The following is a 17,403-nucleotide window of genomic DNA, read 5'->3' on the forward strand; positions in this document are numbered from 1 at the left end:
GGCCCCGGCAGGACCGTCCCGGACCGCGCGTCCGCGCGTCCGCTCAGACGACGGCGCGGATCGGCGCGACCGGCTCCCAGGTGACCGAACCGAGGTCGCCCCACGCCGCCGCGAGCCCCTCGACGCCCCGCCGCAGCACGTCCGGCGCCTCCGCGAACGGCACGCGCACGTGGTCCTCGAGGCCGCCGTCGACGCCGAACGCGGGACCCGGGACCAGGCGGACGCCGTGCCGCAGGGCCGACGCGGCGAGCGCGGACGACACGGGCGCCCCGAGGTCGACCCAGAGCGACAGCCCGCCGGACGGGACGGGCACGTCCCACGTCGGCAGGTGCTCGCGCAGCAGCCCGACGAGCAGGTCGCGCCGCTCCCGGAGCACCGCACGCCGGGACGCGAGGACGTCGGCGGCGCACGCGAGGAGCTCGGCGACCACCAGCTGCTCGAGCGGCGGCGTGCCGATGTCGACGTGCGCCCGCACGGACGCGAGCCGGGCGACGAGGTCCGGGTGCGCGCGGACCCAGCCGACGCGCAGCCCGCCCCAGAACGACTTCGAGGCCGACCCGATCGCGACGACGACGTGCGACGCGGTGCCGTCGCCGGGGAACGACGCGGGCGCGTCGCCGTCGATCGTCAGCTCGGTGAGCACCTCGTCGCCGACGACCGTCGTGCGGTGCCGTCGCGCGACGGCCCGGACGGCCGCCCGCTGGTCGGGGTCGAGGCTCGTGCCGGTGGGGTTGCGGTGGTCCGGGATGAGGTAGACGAGTCGGGGCGCGACCTGCCGGACGGTCGACTCCAGCAGGTCGACGTCGAGCCCGTCCGCGCCGGACGGGACGGGCACGGGCCGGGCGCCGGCGGCGCGCACGACGTCGACCGCGTGCGGGTACGTGGGCTGCTCGACGACGACCCGGTCGCCGGGCCCGGCGTGCGCGGCGACGAGCAGGTGGATCGCCTGCTGCGCGCCGGTGGTGACGAGGATCTGGTCGGGCGACGTGGGCGTGCCGCGCTCGCAGTACCAGCGGGCGACCGCCTCGCGCAGCACGGGCAGCCCGAGCGGTGCGTAGCCGCTGCCGGCGAGGTGGCGGGGGAGCGCGTCGAGGGCCGCGAGGTACGCACCGTGCAGCGCCGACGGGGCGGACGGTGCGGCGATGGAGAGGTCGGTGAGCGAGTCGTCGCCGCCCAGGACCGGCATGGGGCGCCGCGCGCCGGGGCCGGACGGGAGCGTCGTGACGGTGCCGCTGCCGCGGCGGCTGACGACGTACCCCTCGTCGCGCAGCAGGCCATAGGCGGCCGTGGCGGTGGTCCGCGAGACGCCGAGCGCGTCCGCCAGCTCGCGCTCGCCGGGCAGGCGGGTGCTGAGCGGCAGGGTGCCGGAGAGGATCGCGGCGCGCAGCGCGTCGGCGAGCGCCGCGTACGCGGGGCCACCCTGCTGCCACGAGCCGAGCAGGCGCGCGACCCGGGCGCCGGAGACGCGGCGGTCGGTCGGGAGGTCGGAGACCGTCATGAAGCCACTTTCGCACAAGTGGCTATGGTCCCGATAGCCACTGACTCGGGAGGATGAGGCCATGTCGAACGTGCTCGGCCTCGCCCTCGTGTGGGGTCTCGTCGGTCTCGGTCTCCTCGCCGCCCTCGTCGTCGCGCTCGCCCGCGTGGTCCGCGGCGACGGCCACGGGCACCGCCCGCCGCCGGCCAGCCGGGCCGACTGGGCGGCCGGCAGCATGCGCGAGGTCCGGTCGAGCGTGCGGACCGGCCTGTGACGGCCCTGCGGCGCGACCTCGCGCAGCGGCCCGTCCGTCGACTCGCCCAGCTGCTCGCCGGTGTCGTGCTGTACGCGGTGTCCATCGCGCTCGTCGTGCACGCCGGGCAGGGGAGCATGCCGTGGGACGTCCTCACGCAAGGGCTGGCGCACCGCACGGGCCTCTCGTTCGGCACGATCACGCTGCTCACCAGCGTCGTGGTGCTGCTGTGCTGGTGGCCGCTGCGGCAACGCCCCGGGATCGGCACCGTGGCGAACGTCCTCGTCATCGGCCTGCTCGTCGACCCCGTGCTCGCGCTGCTCGACCGCCTGTCGGACCCGCTGCCGCTCCCCGCCGCCATCGCCACCGCCGCGCTGGGCATCGTGCTCAACGGCGTGGCGACCGGCCTCTACGTCGGGGCACGGCTGGGCCCGGGACCGCGCGACGGCCTCATGACCGGGCTCGTCGCGCGCACCGGCCGGTCCGTCCGCCTCGTGCGCACGACCATCGAGGTCGCCGTCGTGTCCGTCGGCTGGCTGCTGGGCGGCACCGTCGGCTGGGCCACGCTCGCCTACGCCCTGGGCGTCGGACCGCTCGCGCAGGTCTTCCTGCGGCTGTTCACCGTCCCGCTCGACGACCCCGCGCCCGAGCCCGAGCCCACCGCGGAGCCGGTCGCGGCCTGACACGACGGTGCCCCGCCCCGCCCGGCGGTCGGGCAGGACGGGGCACCGTGACGCGCGGGCGCCGTCGCCGTCAGCGCGACGCGGGCGAGGACTTCGCGGTCTCGGCCGGGTCGGTGACGACCGAGTCGCCCAGCACCTCGTCGATCCGCGCCATCAGCTCGGCGGGGATCTCGACGCCCGACGCCTTGACGTTCTCCGCGACCTGCTCGGGACGCGACGCGCCGATGATCGCCGACGCGACGTTCGGGTTCTGCAGCACCCACGCGACGGCGAGCTGCGCCATCGTCAGACCGAGCTCGTCGGCGACGGGCCGCAGCTCCTGCACACGCGCGAGCGTCTGCTCCTGCTCGAGGAAGCGGCCGATCATGCGCGCGCCGCCCTTCTCGTCGGTCGCGCGCGACCCGGCGGGCGCCGGCTGACCGGGCTTGTACTTGCCGGTGAGCACGCCCTGCGCGACCGGCGACCAGACGATCTGCGACAGCCCGAGCTCCTCGGACGTCGGGACGACCTCGGCCTCGATGACCCGCCACAGCGCGGAGTACTGCGGCTGGTTCGACACGAGCCGGAACCCGAGGTCCTGCGCGAGCGCCTGTCCCGCGCGGATCTGGTCGGCGGTCCACTCGCTCACGCCGACGTAGAGCGCCTTGCCCTGGCGGACGACGTGCGCGAACGCCTCCATCGTCTCCTCGAGCGGCGTCTCGTGGTCGTACCGGTGCGCCTGGTAGAGGTCGACGTAGTCGGTCTGGAGGCGCTGCAGCGACCCGTCGATCGACTCCAGGATGTGCTTGCGGGAGAGGCCGGAGTCGTTCGCGCCGCGCGGACCCGTCGGCCAGTAGACCTTCGTGAGCACCTCCAAACTGGCACGCCGTTCGCCCTTCAAGGCCTTGCCGAGTACGGTCTCAGCGGCCGTGTTGGCATACACGTCCGCCGTGTCGAAAGTCGTGATGCCAGCGTCAAGTGCGGCTCGAACGCACGCCGTCGCGGTTTCGTTCTCGACCTGCGAGCCGTGTGTGAGCCAGTTGCCGTACGTAATCTCGGAGACCTTTAGTCCGGATCGGCCCAAGTGGCGGTAGTTGACCATGCGGCAACCCTACGTCGTGGCGCCGGAGAAGCCCCGCGCGAACGGTCGGCGACCGGGTAGCCTCCTGGTACCCATTTGCGCGCAGTTGGAGGACGTATGGCAGAGCACGCCGACGAGCAGGAGCGCAGAGCCCTCGTGCAGCGTCAGCGCTCGGGTCTGGTCGCAGGGGAACTCATTGCTGAAGGACTTCAGCCTGTCTCCGACGGGCCGCAACCGTCGCCCGAGGAGATCAATCAGAAATACGACCGCGGCGAAATACGTATTGTCACCGAGCAGGGACGCTATCCGCTCGCGTCAATCACGGACATGCTCGGCGGAGGCAACTACAAACTCGATCCCGATTACCAGCGCCGACACCGCTGGGACCTCGGGCAACGGAGCCGCCTCATCGAATCGTTCATCATGAACGTTCCGGTGCCGCCGATCTTTTTGTATGAATGGGACTACAACCAATACGAAGTAATGGACGGCCTACAGCGAATGACGGCTGTCCGAGAGTTCTACTCAAATGGCTTCGCGCTCACCGGGCTCGAGTACTGGACTGAGCTCGAAGGTATGCGGTACGACACCTTGCCTTCGCGAATAAGGGCAGGCATCGACCGCCGCTATATCTCGTCCATCATCCTTCTGAAGGAGACATCGCACGGCGGCGAAGACCCCGATCTACTCAAGCGTTTTGTGTTCGGGCGTATCAATACGGGCGGCGTACAACTCGCGCCCCAAGAGCTTCGCAATGCTTTATATGACGGCCCGATGAATCAATTGTGCAAGGAACTGGCAGGGCTTGACGCACTCCGTCGGTTGTGGGGGATACCCCTAAACGTCGAGGCGCTCGTGGATCACCGTGCCGAGACGGAAGACGGGCAGGGAGAATTCGACCTCGACCTGGACGTGCCTGACCCGGTAATCCCATTGGCATGGCGCAAGATGGTTGATGTCGAACTGGTACTGCGATTCTTCGCCAATCGCCAACGCATGATCTATTACCGAGACAATCTGCGGGACTACTTGGACGACTATCTCCGAGCGGCGAATGGATACGAGAACGCAACCATCGAAGAGCTTCGGCGCGTATTCCAAGATACGCTCGCGCTTGCCGAAGATCTGTTCGGGGATAAAGCGTTTCGCCGAGCGCGTCGAGGAAACTGGGGAAATGTTCCCAGCGTGTCGATTTACGATGCGCTGATGAACGTGCTCTCTAGGCTGCTTGACTCCGGCGCTGAGCTGAGGCGGCACAACTCGGAGATCTTGGAGGGCATGGCGGGGTTCTATGAAGAGAACGCGCGGATTTTTAACCTTCGTGGACAGACGCGCGCCGACCTAATGACCCGCGAGATTCTCTTGGAGGATTACCTTCGAGGATTCATCGGATAAGCAGATGGCGCAATCGGTGCTGTGGACGAGCTGGCTCGACTCGCGTTCAAGATACGAGAGCCTCAAATTCTTCGTCAAGGCATCCGATGGGAATCGTGTCTTCCCGACAGATGTCACCTACGCGATGCACCTCTACTCCAGTTGGGTGCTGCTTGCTTATGCTGCGACCGAGGCGGCCGTCGTCGACTTCGGCCGCGCGATTATCGAGTGCCTAGGAGAAGCGGCGGCAGACCCGAGCATGTTGCCTGCGCCGGTCCGGGTTGAGCACTACACCCGCATGTTGCGAGACCTTGGCCTGCGCGCCAAGGACGAAGGTGCGGACGCTTCGTTTTCCGATCTCTTGCGTTCCGTGGACGGTGAGTCGTGGGCCGACACCACGATCTTAATGCGTCTCGAACGGAATGTATGGCCCGAGACGATAAAAGAGTGGCTAGGGCGAATCGGCTTGGCGGGCGAAAAGCTCCGCTGGATGTCACAGCCAATAGGCGCAAGCGCGGAGACTGCTGCATCTCGGCTTACAAAGCTCGTCGAGGAGAGAAACGACATTGCGCACGGTGCGCTGCCGACTCAAATTCTCACGGCCGACCTGATGTGCGACTGGATCGATGAGATAGCAGCCATCGTGGGTGAGATCGCGGCATCCCTGCAGCGGCATCTGGCGAGTGAGTATCCGAACCTGCTCGTCGCGCCGATCGGACAACTGGATCCAAATCCTCCGAGGCTCTCGGACGAGACGATTGCGATGCTGGAGGTGGGAGTCACCTTGAAGAGCGGCAGCGCCCTGCTACTGAGATCGAGCGAAGGTGCCGTGCACTTCGTCACGGTCAAGTCACTGCAGATCGACGGAGTAGCGATGGAAGAGGTTGCGGCCAAGAGCAATCGAGTTGCCGTGACAGTGAGTCGTGACGCTCGGGGGTGCGTGCCTTATTCGTTGATCTAGACAGCGCGGTCAGCCACGTCTCAGACCTTCGTGAAGATCTCCAGGCTCTGGCGGCGCTCGCCCTTCAGCGCCTCGCCGAGGACGGACTCCGCGACCGTGTTCGCGTAGACGTCGGCGGTGTCGAACGTGGTGATGCCTGCGTCGAGCGCGGCGCGCACGCACGCGGTCGCCGTGTCGTTCTCGACCTGCGAGCCGTCGGTGAGCCAGTTGCCGTAGGTGATCTCGGTGATCTTGAGGCCGGATCGGCCCAGGTGGCGGTAGTTGACCATGCGATCAACCCTACGTCCGCGCGCGGACGGGCCGGTGCGGCGGGGACGCCGCCGCCCGAGGCGTCAGGCGGGCTTCTGCCCGTGCTTGACCTGCGGCTTCGGCATGCGCGACGGGCGGATCTGGAACGCGCGCAGGACCGCGTACATCGCGGTGCCGCGGATCACGGCGTTCGCGCCGAACTTGGCGGTCAGCCGCTTCTTGAGGCCGCGCCACAGCAGCCACCCGTCGACGATCGCCGCGAGGACGTACACGTAGAGCGCGACGATGACGTAGAACGCGAACACGGGTGCCGTCTGCGCGAGCGCGAACTGCGCGACGAGCGCGACGGCGGCGACCGGGAGGAACAGCTCGCCGAGGCTCCAGCGCGCGTCGACCCAGTCGCGCACGAAGCGTCGGACGGGGCCGCGGTCCTTGGCGGGCATGAAGCGCTCGTCGCCCGTCTGCATCGCCTGGTACTCGCGGTCGCGCTGCTCACGCTGCGCGGCGCGGGCCGCCCTCGACGCGGCCTTGCGGTCCTGCGGCACCAGCGGGCGCTTGTTGGCGGCCTCCGCCTCCTTGCGCTTGGGCGTCGGACGCCCCTTGCCGCCGGGGAGGTCGGGGGTCGGAGCCGACTCCACGAGGCCGGGGATCTCGTTCACGGGCTCCTTGCTGCGTCCGAACACCCCCTCAGGGTAGTCGAGTACGGTGGCGGACCGTGACCGACCAGCGCGCCGCCGAGACACCGACCGACCCGACCGCCCGCCCGGACGAGCTGCGTGCGCGCACCGCGTCCGCGTTCGCGGGGATCCGCGCGGACCTCGAAGCCCTGGTCCGCATCCCGAGCGTCTCGAACGCGGCGTTCGACCAGGCGCACGTGCGGGCGAGCGCCGATGCCGTCGCCGACCTGCTGCGTGGCGCGGGGCTCGACGAGGTCGACGTCCTCACCGTCACCACGGCCGACGGTCGCACCGGCGCCCCGGCGGTCGTCGCGCGCCGCCCGGCCCCGGCCGGCGCGCCCACCGTCCTGCTCTACGCCCACCACGACGTCCAGCCGCCCGGCGACGCCGCCGCGTGGCACACCGAGCCGTTCGAGCCCACCGAGCGCGACGGTCGCCTGTTCGGGCGCGGCGCCGCGGACGACAAGGCGGGCGTCGTCGCGCACGTCGGTGCGCTGCGCGTCCTGGGCGACGAGCTCGGCGTCGGCGTCACGGTCTTCGTCGAGGGCGAGGAGGAGATCGGCTCGCCGACGTTCGCCGACTTCCTGCACGCGCACCGCGACCGGCTGGCCGCCGACGTGATCGTCGTCGCCGACTCGTCGAACTGGTCGGTCGGCGTGCCCGGGCTGACCACCTCCCTGCGGGGGCTCGTCGACTGCACGGTCGAGGTCGAGGTGCTCACGCACGCGGTCCACTCGGGCATGTTCGGCGGTCCGGTCCTCGACGCCGTGACGCTGCTGGCGCGCCTCGTCGCGACGCTGCACGACGACGCGGGCGACGTGGCCGTCGCCGGGCTGGTGCACGCGCCCGACCCCGCGGTCGAGCTCGACGAGGAGCAGCTGCGCGCCGACGCCGGTGTGCTGGGCGGCGTCCGCCTCGCGGGGACCGGCCCGATCACCGCGCGGATGTGGACCCGCCCCGCGATCTCCGTCATCGGCGTCGACGCCCCGGCGGTCGCGACCGCCTCGAACACGATCACCCCGCGCGCGGCCGCCAAGCTCTCGATGCGCATCGCGCCCGGGCAGGACCCCGTCGCCGCGATGGCCGCGCTGCGCGCGCACCTGGAGGAGCACGCGCCGTTCGGTGCGCGCGTCACCGTGACCGACGGCGAGAAGGGCCGCCCGTTCCTCGCCCCCGCCGACTCGCCCGGGATGCGCGCCGCCCGGCGGGCCTTCGCGGAGTCGTGGGGCACCGAGCCGGTCGACATCGGCATCGGCGGGTCGATCCCGTTCATCGCCGACCTGCTCGAGGTCTACCCCGACGCGCAGATCCTCGTCACGGGCGTCGAGGACCCGGACAGCCGCGCGCACGGCGCGAACGAGTCCGTGCACCTCGGCGAGCTCGAGAAGGTCGTCCTCGCGGAGGCGCTGCTCCTCGACCACCTGTCCCGCGACGCGTCCTGAGAGGCCCGGCCGCCAGCCCGGCGACGTCCCGTCGAGGGTGTCACCGGGGCGCGGTGTCGCCGCAGCGGCGGCTCAGGCGCGGTGCGCGACGTCGACCGCGGCGGCCCAGGTGGCGACGTCCTCGGGCAGCTCCGGTGCGTCGACGTGCGTGCCCGCGAGCAGCTCGACCACGTCGGGGGCGGGGATGCGCCGGCCGTCACGCGCGAGGAAACGGCCTGCCACGACGCCGCGGGCGATGTGCTGGTCGCCGCGCGCGAACGCCTGCTCGAGGTAGCAGACGCGCTCGTCCCAGCCGAGGACGCGCGTGGTGATCGTGAACCGCTCGCCGAGCGTGAGGGACCGGCGGTACTTGACCGTGGACGCCGCGACGACGGGGTACCAGCCGTGCTCCGCGAGCAGGCGGTAGCCGCCGAGGTCGGCGATGAAGTTGGCGCGCGCGACGTCCATCATCTGCAGGTAGACACCGTTGTTCACGTGCCGGTAGAGGTCGAGGTCGCCGGGGTGCACCCGCATCGTCGTCACCGACGGGGAGAAGAGCGTCTGCCCCGCGATCGCGGGCCGGGGGCGGAACGTGGCGTAGGCGAGCTGGAGCGTCCGGGTCACCGGGCGATGTTACTCACGGGTAGCAAACCGCCGCGAGCGTCGCACGGCGTGCTCAGACCGGGGGAGCGGGGTCGTACTGGATCCCTCGGCGGACCCCGCGCGCGGCCTCCGTCGAGTCGAGCCGGGCCACCAGGTGCAGCGCCATGTCGATGCCCGCGGACACGCCCGCCGACGTCACGACGTCCCCGTCGTCGACGAACCGTGCCTCGGTGTCGGCCAGCACGCTCGGGTCCAGGGCGGCGAGCTCGTCGAACGCGGCCCAGTGCGTCGTCGCCGGACGGCCCGCCAGCAGCCCCGCCGCCGCGAGCACCAGCGCGCCCGTGCACACGCTCGCCACCAGCGGCGTCGTCGAGCGCACGTCGCGCAGCCACTCGAGGTGCGCCGAGTCGGCGGCGAGGGCACGCGTCCCCGCGCCGCCGGGGTACACGAGCACGTGCAGCGGGCCGACCTCGTCGGCCGAGGTGTCGGGGACCAGGCACAGGCCCTTCGCGCACCGCACGCCCGCGCCGTCCGCGGAGAACGTCAGCACCTCGGGCCGCAGCGGCGAGTGCGCGGCCCACGACGACAGCACGTCGTACGGCCCCACGACGTCGAGCTCCTCGGCCCCGTCGAAGACGAAGATGCCGACCCGCAGGTGGTGACCGGTGTTCACGGGACTCAGTAGCCCGGCAGCGCCAGCATCTGGTCGAGGGCCACGCGGGCCCAGTGCGCGTCGTTCGCGTCGACCACGATCCGGTTCGGCACGCGGCCCGCGGCGAGCGACTCCATCGCCCACACGAGGTGCGGCAGGTCGATGCGGTTCATCGTCGAGCAGAAGCACACCGTCGAGTCGAGGTAGTGCACCTGCTTGTCGGGGTGGGCGTTGGCGAGGCGGCGGACCAGGTTGAGCTCCGTGCCGATCGCCCACGACGTCCCCGGCTCGGCCGCGTCGAGCGCCTTGATGATGTACTCCGTCGAGCCGACCATGTCGGCCGCGGTCACGACCTCGTGCTTGCACTCGGGGTGCACGAGCACGGTGACGTCCGGGACGGCCGCGCGGACGTCCTCGACGTTGCGCGCCGAGAAGCGGCCGTGCACCGAGCAGTGCCCGCGCCACAGGATCATGCGCGCGTCCTTGAGCTGCTGCGTCGTGAGGCCGCCGTTCGGCTTGCGCGGGTCGAACACCACGCAGTCGTCGAGCGAGAGACCGAGCTGCAGCACGGCGGTGTTCCGCCCGAGGTGCTGGTCCGGCATGAACAGGACCTTGCCGGTGCCGTCGACGCCGCCGACCTTGTCGAACGCCCAGCGCAGCGCGACGTGCGCGTTCGACGACGTGCACACCGTGCCGCCGTGGCGGCCCGTGAACGCCTTGATGGCCGCCGTCGAGTTCATGTACGTGACGGGGACGGTGTCCTCGGCGACGCCCGCGTCGACCAGCACGTCCCACGCGTCCTCGACCTGGTCGATCGCGGCCATGTCGGCCATCGAGCAGCCCGCCGCGAGGTCCGGGAGCACGACCTGCTGGCTGTCGGACGTGAGGATGTCGGCGGACTCCGCCATGAAGTGCACGCCGCAGAAGATGACGAACTCGGCGTCGGGCCGGGCCGCGGCCTCGCGCGCGAGCTTGAACGAGTCGCCCGTCACGTCGGCGAACGCGATCACCTCGTCGCGCTGGTAGTGGTGCCCCAGCACGAACGCGCGGTCGCCCAGCGCCGCTCGCGCCGCACGTGCGCGCTCGACCAGGTCCGGGTCGCTCGGTGCGGGCAGGTCCCCGACGCACTCGACCCCGCGCTCCGAGGCGAGGTCGACGCCACGGCCGAGCAGCAGCAGGGCCGAGGGCGCGGGCTCCGTGAAGGCGGCGGAGGTCGTCAGCGTCACGGGACCGATCCTCGCACACGGGCGTGCGCGCGACCCCGGGACGTCCGGCGGGCCGCGCGCTCGCCGGACGTGCACGCCGGCCGTGCCACGATGCACCGCGTGCGCGTCCTCGTCGCCCCCGACACCTTCGGCTCCGTCCTCACCGCCCGTGAGGTCGCGGCCACGATCGCCGACGGCTGGCGCCGGGCCGCGCCGCACGACGACGTCGAGCAGTGCCCGCTCGCCGACGGCGGTCCCGGCTTCGTCGACACGCTGCACGCCGCGCTCGGCGGCGAGACCGTGCCCGTCACGGTGACCGGACCGCTCGGCGAGCCAGCGCCCGCGGTGCTGCTGGTCGTCGACGGGCCCCGCGGGCGCACGGCGTACGTCGAGTCCGCGCACGCGGTCGGCCTGCCGCTGGTGCCGCCCGACCGGCGCGACCCCACGCGGACGACGACGCGCGGCGTGGGTGACCTGCTGGTCGCCGCGCGCGACGCCGGGGCGCGGCGGGTCGTCGTCGGCCTCGGCGGCTCGGCCACCAACGACGGCGGCGCGGGCATGCTCCTCGGCGCGGGCCTCGACGGCGCTCGCGAGCGCCTCGGTGCCGGCGGGGGCGCGCTCGCCGGGATCGTTCCCGCCGACCTCGCGGGCCTGCGCACGCTGCGCGCCGCGTGGGCCGGCGTCGAGCTCGTCGTCGCGACGGACGTCGACGTGCCGCTGCTCGGTCTCCAGGGCGCGAGCGCGGGCTTCGCCCCCCAGAAGGGTGCCTCGCCCGAGCAGGCGCAGGCGCTCGAGCGCGCGCTCGCCGACCTCGCGCACGCCGCCACGACCGTCCTGGCGGACGACCTGCGGCCCGACCTGCTCGCGGGCGCGCGGCCGTCGTCCGCCGCCGCGCGGCTCACCGCGGCGCCCGGTGCGGGCGCCGCGGGCGGGCTCGGGTTCGGCCTCGCGCTGCTCGGCGCGCGGCTCGTCCCGGGCGCCGCGTTCGTCGCGGAGCACGTCGGCCTCGACGACCGGCTCGCCGCGAGCGACCTCGTCGTCACCGGCGAGGGCCGGTTCGACTGGCAGAGCCTGCACGGCAAGGTCGCCTCCGAGGTCGCCGAGCGCGCGCTGCGGCACGGGATCCCGACCGTGGTCCTGGCCGGTGACGTGCAGGTCGGGCGGCGCGAGCTGTCCGCCGCGGGGATCACCGCCGCGTACGCCGTGGGGGAGACGCCCGACGAGGTCCGCGCCGCGCTCGCCGACCCCGTCACGACGCTGCGCGCACGCGCCGAGCGGGTGGCCCGCACCTGGTCGCGCTGACGCCGGTGGCGCGCGGGCGGGCCGCGTACGACGGCACCCCCGCGGAGTCGTACCCTGGTCGGGAACAACGCGGCGCGCAACGGTGTTGCCGACCGTTGACGCGAGTTCCCCGGCACCAGGAGAGACGATGAGCGAGACCACGCAGACCCAGACGCACGGCGTCCTGCTCACGGACGTGGCGGCGGACAAGGTCCGCAGCCTGCTCGAGCAGGAGGGCCGCGACGACCTGCGTCTGCGCGTCGCCGTCCAGCCCGGCGGCTGCTCGGGCCTCATCTACCAGCTGTACTTCGACGAGCGCCTGCTCGACGGCGACGTGACGCGCGACTACGACGGCGTCGAGGTCGTGGTCGACCGCATGAGCGTCCCCTACCTCGAGGGCGCGACGATCGACTTCGCCGACACGATCGAGAAGCAGGGCTTCACGATCGACAACCCGAACGCGGGCTCGGCCTGCGCGTGCGGCGGCTCGTTCAGCTGACCCACCCAGCCTGACGAGGGCCCGGCACCGGATCTCGGTGCCGGGCTCTCGTGCGTCACGGCGCGGGTGTCGGCGCGAGCCGCACGGTCAGGCGCAGGACGCCCTCCTCCTCGGTGCTGGACACCATCGCGTGACCGCGCATCCGCGCCCATGCGGGCACGTCGTGGCGCGCGGCCGGGTCGGTCGCGAGCACGGTGAGCTCGGTCCCGGGCGCCGCGGTGCGCGCGGCCTTCGCGAGCGCGATCACAGGTGCCGGGCAGCGCAGACCGCGCGCGTCGACGACGGGGGCGGGGCCGGGGTCGCTCACAGCCCGTCCACCCCGCCGGCTGCGCGGACCCGGGCGACCACGCCGGGCAGCGCGTCGAGGAAGCGGTCGACGTCGTCGCCCCGCGTGCCGCGGGGGAGCGCGAGTCGCACGTTGCCGTGCGTGAGCACGCCCATCGCGGCGAGCACGTGGCTGGGCTCGAGCGAGCTCGACGTGCACGCCGAGCCGGACGCGACCGCGAAGCCGAGCGCGTCGAGCGCCGTCACGAGCGCCTCGCCGTCGACGTAGAGGAACGAGAACGTCACGACGTGCGGCAGGCGGTCGTCCGGGTCCCCGACCACCTCGACGTCCGGGACCTCCGCGGCCACGCGGTGGCGGACGCGGTCGACGAGCGCGCGCCGCTCGGCGTCCGCGGCGTCCCGGTCGGCGACGGCCACCTGCAGTGCCACGGCCGCCGCGAGCGCCGGGGGGACGCTCACGCCCCCGGGGAACCAGCGGTCCTCGTCCTCGGGCGCGACGGGGGAGCGGCGCACGCCCGGACGCGTCACCAGCACGCCGATGCCCGACGGGCCGCCCCAGTCGCCCGCGTCGGCGGCCAGCACGTCCCAGGCGCCGCCGACGTCGACGTGGCCGAGGCTCGCCCCGGCGTCGACGAGCAGCGGGACGCCCGCACGACGGGCCGCGTCGTGGACCTCGGCGACCGGCTGCCGCGTGCCGACCTCGCCGTTGGCGTGCTGGAGGGCAGCGAGCGCGACGCCGGGGGCGGTGACCGCGTCGACCATCCGCTCGACGTCGACACGGCCGTGCCGGTCGACCGGCACCTCGACCCGTCGGCCGCCGGACGACGCGACCGCCGTGTCCGCGGCGTGCAGCACCGCCGCGCGCTCGACCGCCGGCACGACGACGTCGCTCCCGGCCCGCCGCCGGCCGCGCGCGACCGTGAGCACCGCCGTGTGCAGCGCCGTCGTGTGCGACGGCGCGAGGTCGACGTCGTCCGTGCGCGCGCCGACGACCGCCGCGATCGCCTCGCGTGCGCCGTCGAGCAGGAGGCGTGCCCGGCGGCCCTCGGCGTGCAGCCGGCGGGGGTCGGCCCAGCCCTGGTCGAGCGCCTCGACGAACGCCGCGCGTGCCTGCGGGAGCAGCGGTGCCCGCCCGCCCGCGTCGAGCACCACGCGGCGCACGGACGCGGCAGTGGTGTGCGTCACACCGGCGTCGGCGGGGTGCGCGGCTGCCGGGACGTCGTCGCGGGGTCTCACCGGTGCACCGTAGCCCTGACCGGCGCGGTCGTCCGCGGTCGACGGTCCCCGCGCACGTGGGGGACCTGCGGAGGCGACGTGGTGTGACGGTGCTGACACCGTGTCGTCATCCGGTGTCGCGAGGACGAAACGTCGTGGTCGGCGCGCTAGGCTGCACGGGTCGAGGACGAAGGTCCCGGGTGACGACCGCCAGCAGCGGGGTCGAGCGCTGACGGGACGCGAGTGAGAGGTCCCCCGTGCACCCGGAACACCCCCGCCGGACGCGCCGCCCGGCCCTGCTGACGGCAGGCCTCGCGGCCGTCGTCGTGGTCGCCCTGAGCGGTTGCTCCGATGAGGTCCAACGCGGCTGGCTGCCCGGCTCGTCGGACGCCGAGATCACCGACCAGACCGCCCGGATCGTCAGCCTGTGGCGTGGCTCCTGGATCGCCGCACTCATCGTCGGCCTCATCACCTGGGGCCTGATCCTGTGGTGCGTCGCGGTCTACCGGAAGCGCAAGAACGACGACGTGCTGCCCGTGCAGCTGCGCTACCACGTCCCGCTCGAGGTCATGTACGTGATCCTGCCGATCTTCATGGTCGGCGTGCTCTTCTACTACACGAACCGCGACATGTCGGCGATCAACGACACCTCCGCCGAGGCCGACCTGCACGTGCAGGCGATCGGCAAGCAGTGGAGCTGGGACTTCAACTACCTCGACGACGGCGCGTACGAGACCGGCGAGCACGCGCAGGACGTCGGCAGCACCGGGGCCCTCGAGGACCAGGTCACGCTGTACCTGCCGGTCGACGAGCGCGTCGAGTTCACGCTCGACTCGCGCGACGTCATCCACTCGTTCTGGATCCCGTCGTTCCTCTACAAGATGGACATGATCCCGGGGAAGACCAACACGTTCCAGGTGACCCCCACCGAGGAGGGCACCTACCTCGGCAAGTGCGCCGAGCTCTGCGGCGAGTACCACTCGTCGATGCTGTTCAACGTGAAGGTCGTCTCCCGCGAGGAGTACGACGCGCACATCCAGGAGCTCAAGGACAAGGGCCAGGAGGGCTCGCTGGGGCTCGAGTACAGCCGGCTGCAGGACGTGGACAGCGTCAGCAGCAGCACCACGCAGGAAGAGAGCGACCGCTGATGGCCACCGCCGTGGAGAAGATCCCCGGACTGGCGCCCTCGCGCCAGACCCTCGGGCGCACGGTGATCAAGTGGATCACCTCGACCGACCACAAGACGATCGGGTACATGTACCTGATCACGTCGTTCGTGTGGTTCGCGATCGGCGGCATCCTCGCCCTGCTCATCCGCGCCGAGCTGTTCACGCCGGGCATGGAGGTGTTCTCCTCCAAGGAGCAGTACAACCAGGCGTTCACGATGCACGGCACGATCATGCTGCTGCTGTTCGCGACGCCGCTGTTCGCCGGCTTCGCCAACGTGATCATGCCGCTGCAGATCGGCGCGCCCGACGTGGCGTTCCCGCGGCTCAACATGTTCGCGTACTGGCTGTTCTTCTTCGGCGGCCTCATCGCCGCCGCCGGCTTCCTCACGCCGCAGGGGGCCGCGTCGTTCGGCTGGTTCGCCTACGCGCCTCTGTCGAACACCGTGTACTCACCCGGTGTCGGCGGTGACCTGTGGGTCTTCGGCCTCGCGCTCGGTGGTTTCGGCACGATCCTCGGTGCCGTGAACTTCATCACCACGATCGTCACCATGCGCGCGCCCGGCATGACGATGTTCCGGATGCCGATCTTCACCTGGAACACCCTGGTGACGTCGCTCCTGGTGCTCATGGCGTTCCCGCCGCTGGCCGCCGCGCTGTTCGCGCTCGGTGCCGACCGCCGCCTCGGCGCGCAGGTCTTCAACCCGGAGAACGGCGGTGCGATCCTCTGGCAGCACCTGTTCTGGTTCTTCGGGCACCCGGAGGTCTACATCATCGCGCTGCCGTTCTTCGGCATCGTGACCGAGATCCTCCCGGTCTTCAGCCGCAAGCCGATCTTCGGCTACAAGGGCCTCGTCTACGCGACCATCGCGATCGCCGCCCTGTCCGTGACGGTGTGGGCGCACCACATGTACGTCACCGGCTCGGTCCTGCTGCCGTTCTTCGCGTTCATGACGATGCTCATCGCGGTGCCGACCGGCGTGAAGTTCTTCAACTGGATCGGCACGATGTGGCGCGGCAAGCTCACGTTCGAGACGCCGATGCTGTGGACGATCGGCTTCCTCGTCACGTTCCTGTTCGGCGGCCTGACGGGCATCATCCTGTCCAGCCCCGCGCTCGACTTCCAGCTCTCCGACTCGTACTTCGTCGTGGCGCACTTCCACTACGTCGTGTTCGGCACCGTCGTGTTCGCGATGTTCGCGGGCTTCTACTTCTGGTGGCCCAAGATGACGGGCCGGATGCTCGACGAGCGCCTCGGCAAGATCCACTTCTGGCTGCTGTTCATCGGCTTCCACACGACGTTCCTCGTGCAGCACTGGCTCGGCGTCATCGGCATGCCCCGCCGGTACGCGGACTACTCGCCCGACGACGGCTTCACGTGGATGAACCAGCTCTCGACGGTCGGTGCGGCCGTGCTCGCGGCCTCGACGCTGCCGTTCCTGTGGAACGTCTACATCACGTGGCGCAACGCCCCGAAGGTGACCGTCGACGACCCGTGGGGCTACGGCGCCTCGCTCGAGTGGGCCACCTCCTGCCCGCCGCCGCGGCACAACTTCACGTCGCTCCCGCGCATCCGCTCCGAGCGTCCCGCGTTCGACCTGCACCACCCCGAGGTCGCCGCCATGGACTACGTCGAGCCGAACCCCGGTCCGCTCGACTGGGAGGCGGACCGCCGCGGCGAGACCGAGGTCGCGGTCGACCGTGTCGTCGAGGGCAAGGGCGAGCCCGAGCAGTCGTCCACCACGATCGTCGAGGACCGTCCGCAGGACCGTCCCGGCACCGACAAGGAGGGTGACCGGTGAGGCTCGAGGCCAAGCTCTTCCTCTACGGGCTGCTGTTCTTCGTCCCGGTCGGGCTGATCTACGCGCTCTGGAGCGACGGTGAGCCCGTCGGCACCGTCGGCATCCCGCTCGTCGGCGGCCTCGTCGGCATGATCGGTGCGTACTTCGCGCTCCTCGCGCGGCGCATCGACCCGCGCCCCGAGGACGACGAGTACGGCGAGATCGAGCAGGGCGCCGGCGACCAGGGCGTGTTCAGCCCGTGGAGCTGGTGGCCGCTGGTCATCGGTGCCGCGGCCGCGGTGATGTTCCTCGGCCTCGCGATCGGCTTCTGGGTGGCGATCATCGGCGCGATCCTCGGCGTCATCGGTCTCGTCGGCTGGGTGTTCGAGTTCTCCCGGGGGCAGCACGCCCACTGATGGGTTCCCTCGCCCGCGCGGCGCACCCTCCTGCGGGTCGCGGCGCGGCCGGGGACCCGCCGAGCTGCTGCGCCGCCGGCTCTCCCGAGCCGCGTAGGCCCACGGGGTCGTCCTCGTGCACGGTGGCCGGACCGCGTGCACGCCG

The 17,403-nt window shown here is 71.7% G+C and carries 18 protein-coding genes and 1 pseudogene; 10 read left to right on the forward strand and 9 right to left on the reverse strand.

Translation table 11 applies throughout. The features are described 5' to 3' along the window. Positions 1–43: 43 nt before the first annotated feature. Positions 44–1,498 (reverse strand): PLP-dependent aminotransferase family protein, encoded by a 1,455-nt coding sequence (locus OOT42_RS08690; protein ID WP_273654471.1) that lies wholly within the window; start codon positions 1,496–1,498, stop codon positions 44–46. Positions 1,499–1,559: 61 nt separating this feature from the next. Between OOT42_RS08690 and OOT42_RS08695 the strand changes: the two genes are divergently transcribed. Together OOT42_RS08695 and OOT42_RS08700 are read left to right on the forward strand one after the other, a co-directional pair. Continuing rightward, the gene (locus OOT42_RS08695; RefSeq protein WP_273654472.1) at positions 1,560–1,751 is read left to right on the forward strand and encodes a hypothetical protein; all 192 of its coding nucleotides are present in this window, start codon (positions 1,560–1,562) and stop codon (positions 1,749–1,751) included. Then, positions 1,748–2,413: a YczE/YyaS/YitT family protein gene (locus tag OOT42_RS08700; RefSeq protein ID WP_273654473.1), complete on the forward strand. Its 666-nt coding sequence runs from the start codon at positions 1,748–1,750 to the stop codon at positions 2,411–2,413. The genes OOT42_RS08695 and OOT42_RS08700 overlap by 4 nt, the downstream gene beginning before the upstream one ends. 70 nt (positions 2,414–2,483) lie before the next feature. Here OOT42_RS08700 and OOT42_RS08705 read toward each other — a convergent pair whose 3' ends face one another. Beyond that, positions 2,484–3,494, reverse strand: a complete 1,011-nt coding sequence (locus OOT42_RS08705) for an aldo/keto reductase family protein (protein ID WP_273654474.1) — start codon at positions 3,492–3,494, stop codon at positions 2,484–2,486. Positions 3,495–3,590: 96 nt separating this feature from the next. Between OOT42_RS08705 and OOT42_RS08710 the strand changes: the two genes are divergently transcribed. Beyond that, complete coding sequence (locus OOT42_RS08710) at positions 3,591–4,868, forward strand: DUF262 domain-containing protein (RefSeq protein ID WP_273654475.1); 1,278 nt, start codon at positions 3,591–3,593, stop codon at positions 4,866–4,868. Between the two features lie 4 nt (positions 4,869–4,872). After that, on the forward strand, positions 4,873–5,808 hold the full coding sequence (locus OOT42_RS08715; RefSeq protein ID WP_273654476.1) for an MAE_28990/MAE_18760 family HEPN-like nuclease: 936 nt from the start codon (positions 4,873–4,875) through the stop codon (positions 5,806–5,808). A gap of 23 nt (positions 5,809–5,831) precedes the next feature. On the opposite strand, the pseudogene OOT42_RS08720 reads toward OOT42_RS08715, so the two are convergent. Both OOT42_RS08720 and OOT42_RS08725 read right to left on the reverse strand, forming a co-directional pair. Further along, a pseudogene (locus OOT42_RS08720) lies at positions 5,832–6,077 on the reverse strand (aldo/keto reductase); the annotation flags it as partial. 63 nt (positions 6,078–6,140) lie between these two features. Next, positions 6,141–6,740 carry a DUF3043 domain-containing protein gene (locus OOT42_RS08725; protein ID WP_273654477.1) on the reverse strand — a complete coding sequence of 200 codons (600 nt, stop codon included), beginning with the start codon at positions 6,738–6,740 and terminating at the stop codon, positions 6,141–6,143. A 32-nt stretch (positions 6,741–6,772) separates the two neighbouring features. On the opposite strand from OOT42_RS08725, the gene OOT42_RS08730 reads away from it, so the two are divergent. Beyond that, entirely contained in the window at positions 6,773–8,176 is a 1,404-nt protein-coding gene (locus OOT42_RS08730) for a dipeptidase (protein ID WP_273654478.1), read from the forward strand. A 72-nt stretch (positions 8,177–8,248) separates the two neighbouring features. Here OOT42_RS08730 and OOT42_RS08735 read toward each other — a convergent pair whose 3' ends face one another. From OOT42_RS08735 to nadA, 3 genes are read right to left on the reverse strand one after another with little or no spacing between them, the layout of a single operon-like run. Beyond that, a complete protein-coding gene (locus OOT42_RS08735) occupies positions 8,249–8,779 on the reverse strand; it encodes an acyl-CoA thioesterase (protein ID WP_273654479.1) in 531 nt (176 codons plus the stop codon). 52 nt (positions 8,780–8,831) lie between these two features. Beyond that, positions 8,832–9,431: a DJ-1/PfpI family protein gene (locus tag OOT42_RS08740; protein WP_273654480.1), complete on the reverse strand. Its 600-nt coding sequence runs from the start codon at positions 9,429–9,431 to the stop codon at positions 8,832–8,834. Positions 9,432–9,436: 5 nt separating this feature from the next. Then, positions 9,437–10,636, reverse strand: a complete 1,200-nt coding sequence (gene nadA, locus OOT42_RS08745) for a quinolinate synthase NadA (RefSeq protein ID WP_273654481.1) — start codon at positions 10,634–10,636, stop codon at positions 9,437–9,439. A gap of 90 nt (positions 10,637–10,726) precedes the next feature. Between nadA and OOT42_RS08750 the strand changes: the two genes are divergently transcribed. Both OOT42_RS08750 and erpA read left to right on the forward strand, forming a co-directional pair. Continuing rightward, positions 10,727–11,917: a glycerate kinase gene (locus OOT42_RS08750; protein WP_273654482.1), complete on the forward strand. Its 1,191-nt coding sequence runs from the start codon at positions 10,727–10,729 to the stop codon at positions 11,915–11,917. A 127-nt stretch (positions 11,918–12,044) separates the two neighbouring features. Further along, complete coding sequence (erpA, locus tag OOT42_RS08755; RefSeq protein ID WP_124342487.1) at positions 12,045–12,395, forward strand: iron-sulfur cluster insertion protein ErpA; 351 nt, start codon at positions 12,045–12,047, stop codon at positions 12,393–12,395. A gap of 55 nt (positions 12,396–12,450) precedes the next feature. Here erpA and OOT42_RS08760 read toward each other — a convergent pair whose 3' ends face one another. Continuing rightward, positions 12,451–12,702, reverse strand: a complete 252-nt coding sequence (locus OOT42_RS08760) for a sulfurtransferase TusA family protein (RefSeq protein ID WP_273654483.1) — start codon at positions 12,700–12,702, stop codon at positions 12,451–12,453. Next, positions 12,699–13,829 (reverse strand): cysteine desulfurase family protein, encoded by a 1,131-nt coding sequence (locus OOT42_RS08765; protein WP_423776006.1) that lies wholly within the window; start codon positions 13,827–13,829, stop codon positions 12,699–12,701. Before OOT42_RS08765 ends, OOT42_RS08760 begins: the two co-directional genes overlap by 4 nt. Before the next feature lie 323 nt (positions 13,830–14,152). Here OOT42_RS08765 and coxB point away from each other — a divergent pair, with 323 nt between their 5' ends. The 3 genes from coxB to OOT42_RS08780 are packed head-to-tail and all read left to right on the forward strand — an operon-like array spanning position 14,153 to position 17,258. Continuing rightward, the gene (coxB, locus tag OOT42_RS08770) at positions 14,153–15,043 is read left to right on the forward strand and encodes a cytochrome c oxidase subunit II (RefSeq protein WP_273654484.1); all 891 of its coding nucleotides are present in this window, start codon (positions 14,153–14,155) and stop codon (positions 15,041–15,043) included. Next, positions 15,043–16,863: a cytochrome c oxidase subunit I gene (ctaD, locus tag OOT42_RS08775; RefSeq protein ID WP_273654485.1), complete on the forward strand. Its 1,821-nt coding sequence runs from the start codon at positions 15,043–15,045 to the stop codon at positions 16,861–16,863. Before coxB ends, ctaD begins: the two co-directional genes overlap by 1 nt. Then, positions 16,860–17,258 (forward strand): cytochrome c oxidase subunit 4, encoded by a 399-nt coding sequence (locus OOT42_RS08780; RefSeq protein WP_273654486.1) that lies wholly within the window; start codon positions 16,860–16,862, stop codon positions 17,256–17,258. The genes ctaD and OOT42_RS08780 overlap by 4 nt, the downstream gene beginning before the upstream one ends. Positions 17,259–17,403 lie beyond the last annotated feature (145 nt).

This window comes from Cellulomonas fimi, assembly GCF_028583725.1.
Classification (GTDB): domain Bacteria; phylum Actinomycetota; class Actinomycetes; order Actinomycetales; family Cellulomonadaceae; genus Cellulomonas; species Cellulomonas fimi_B.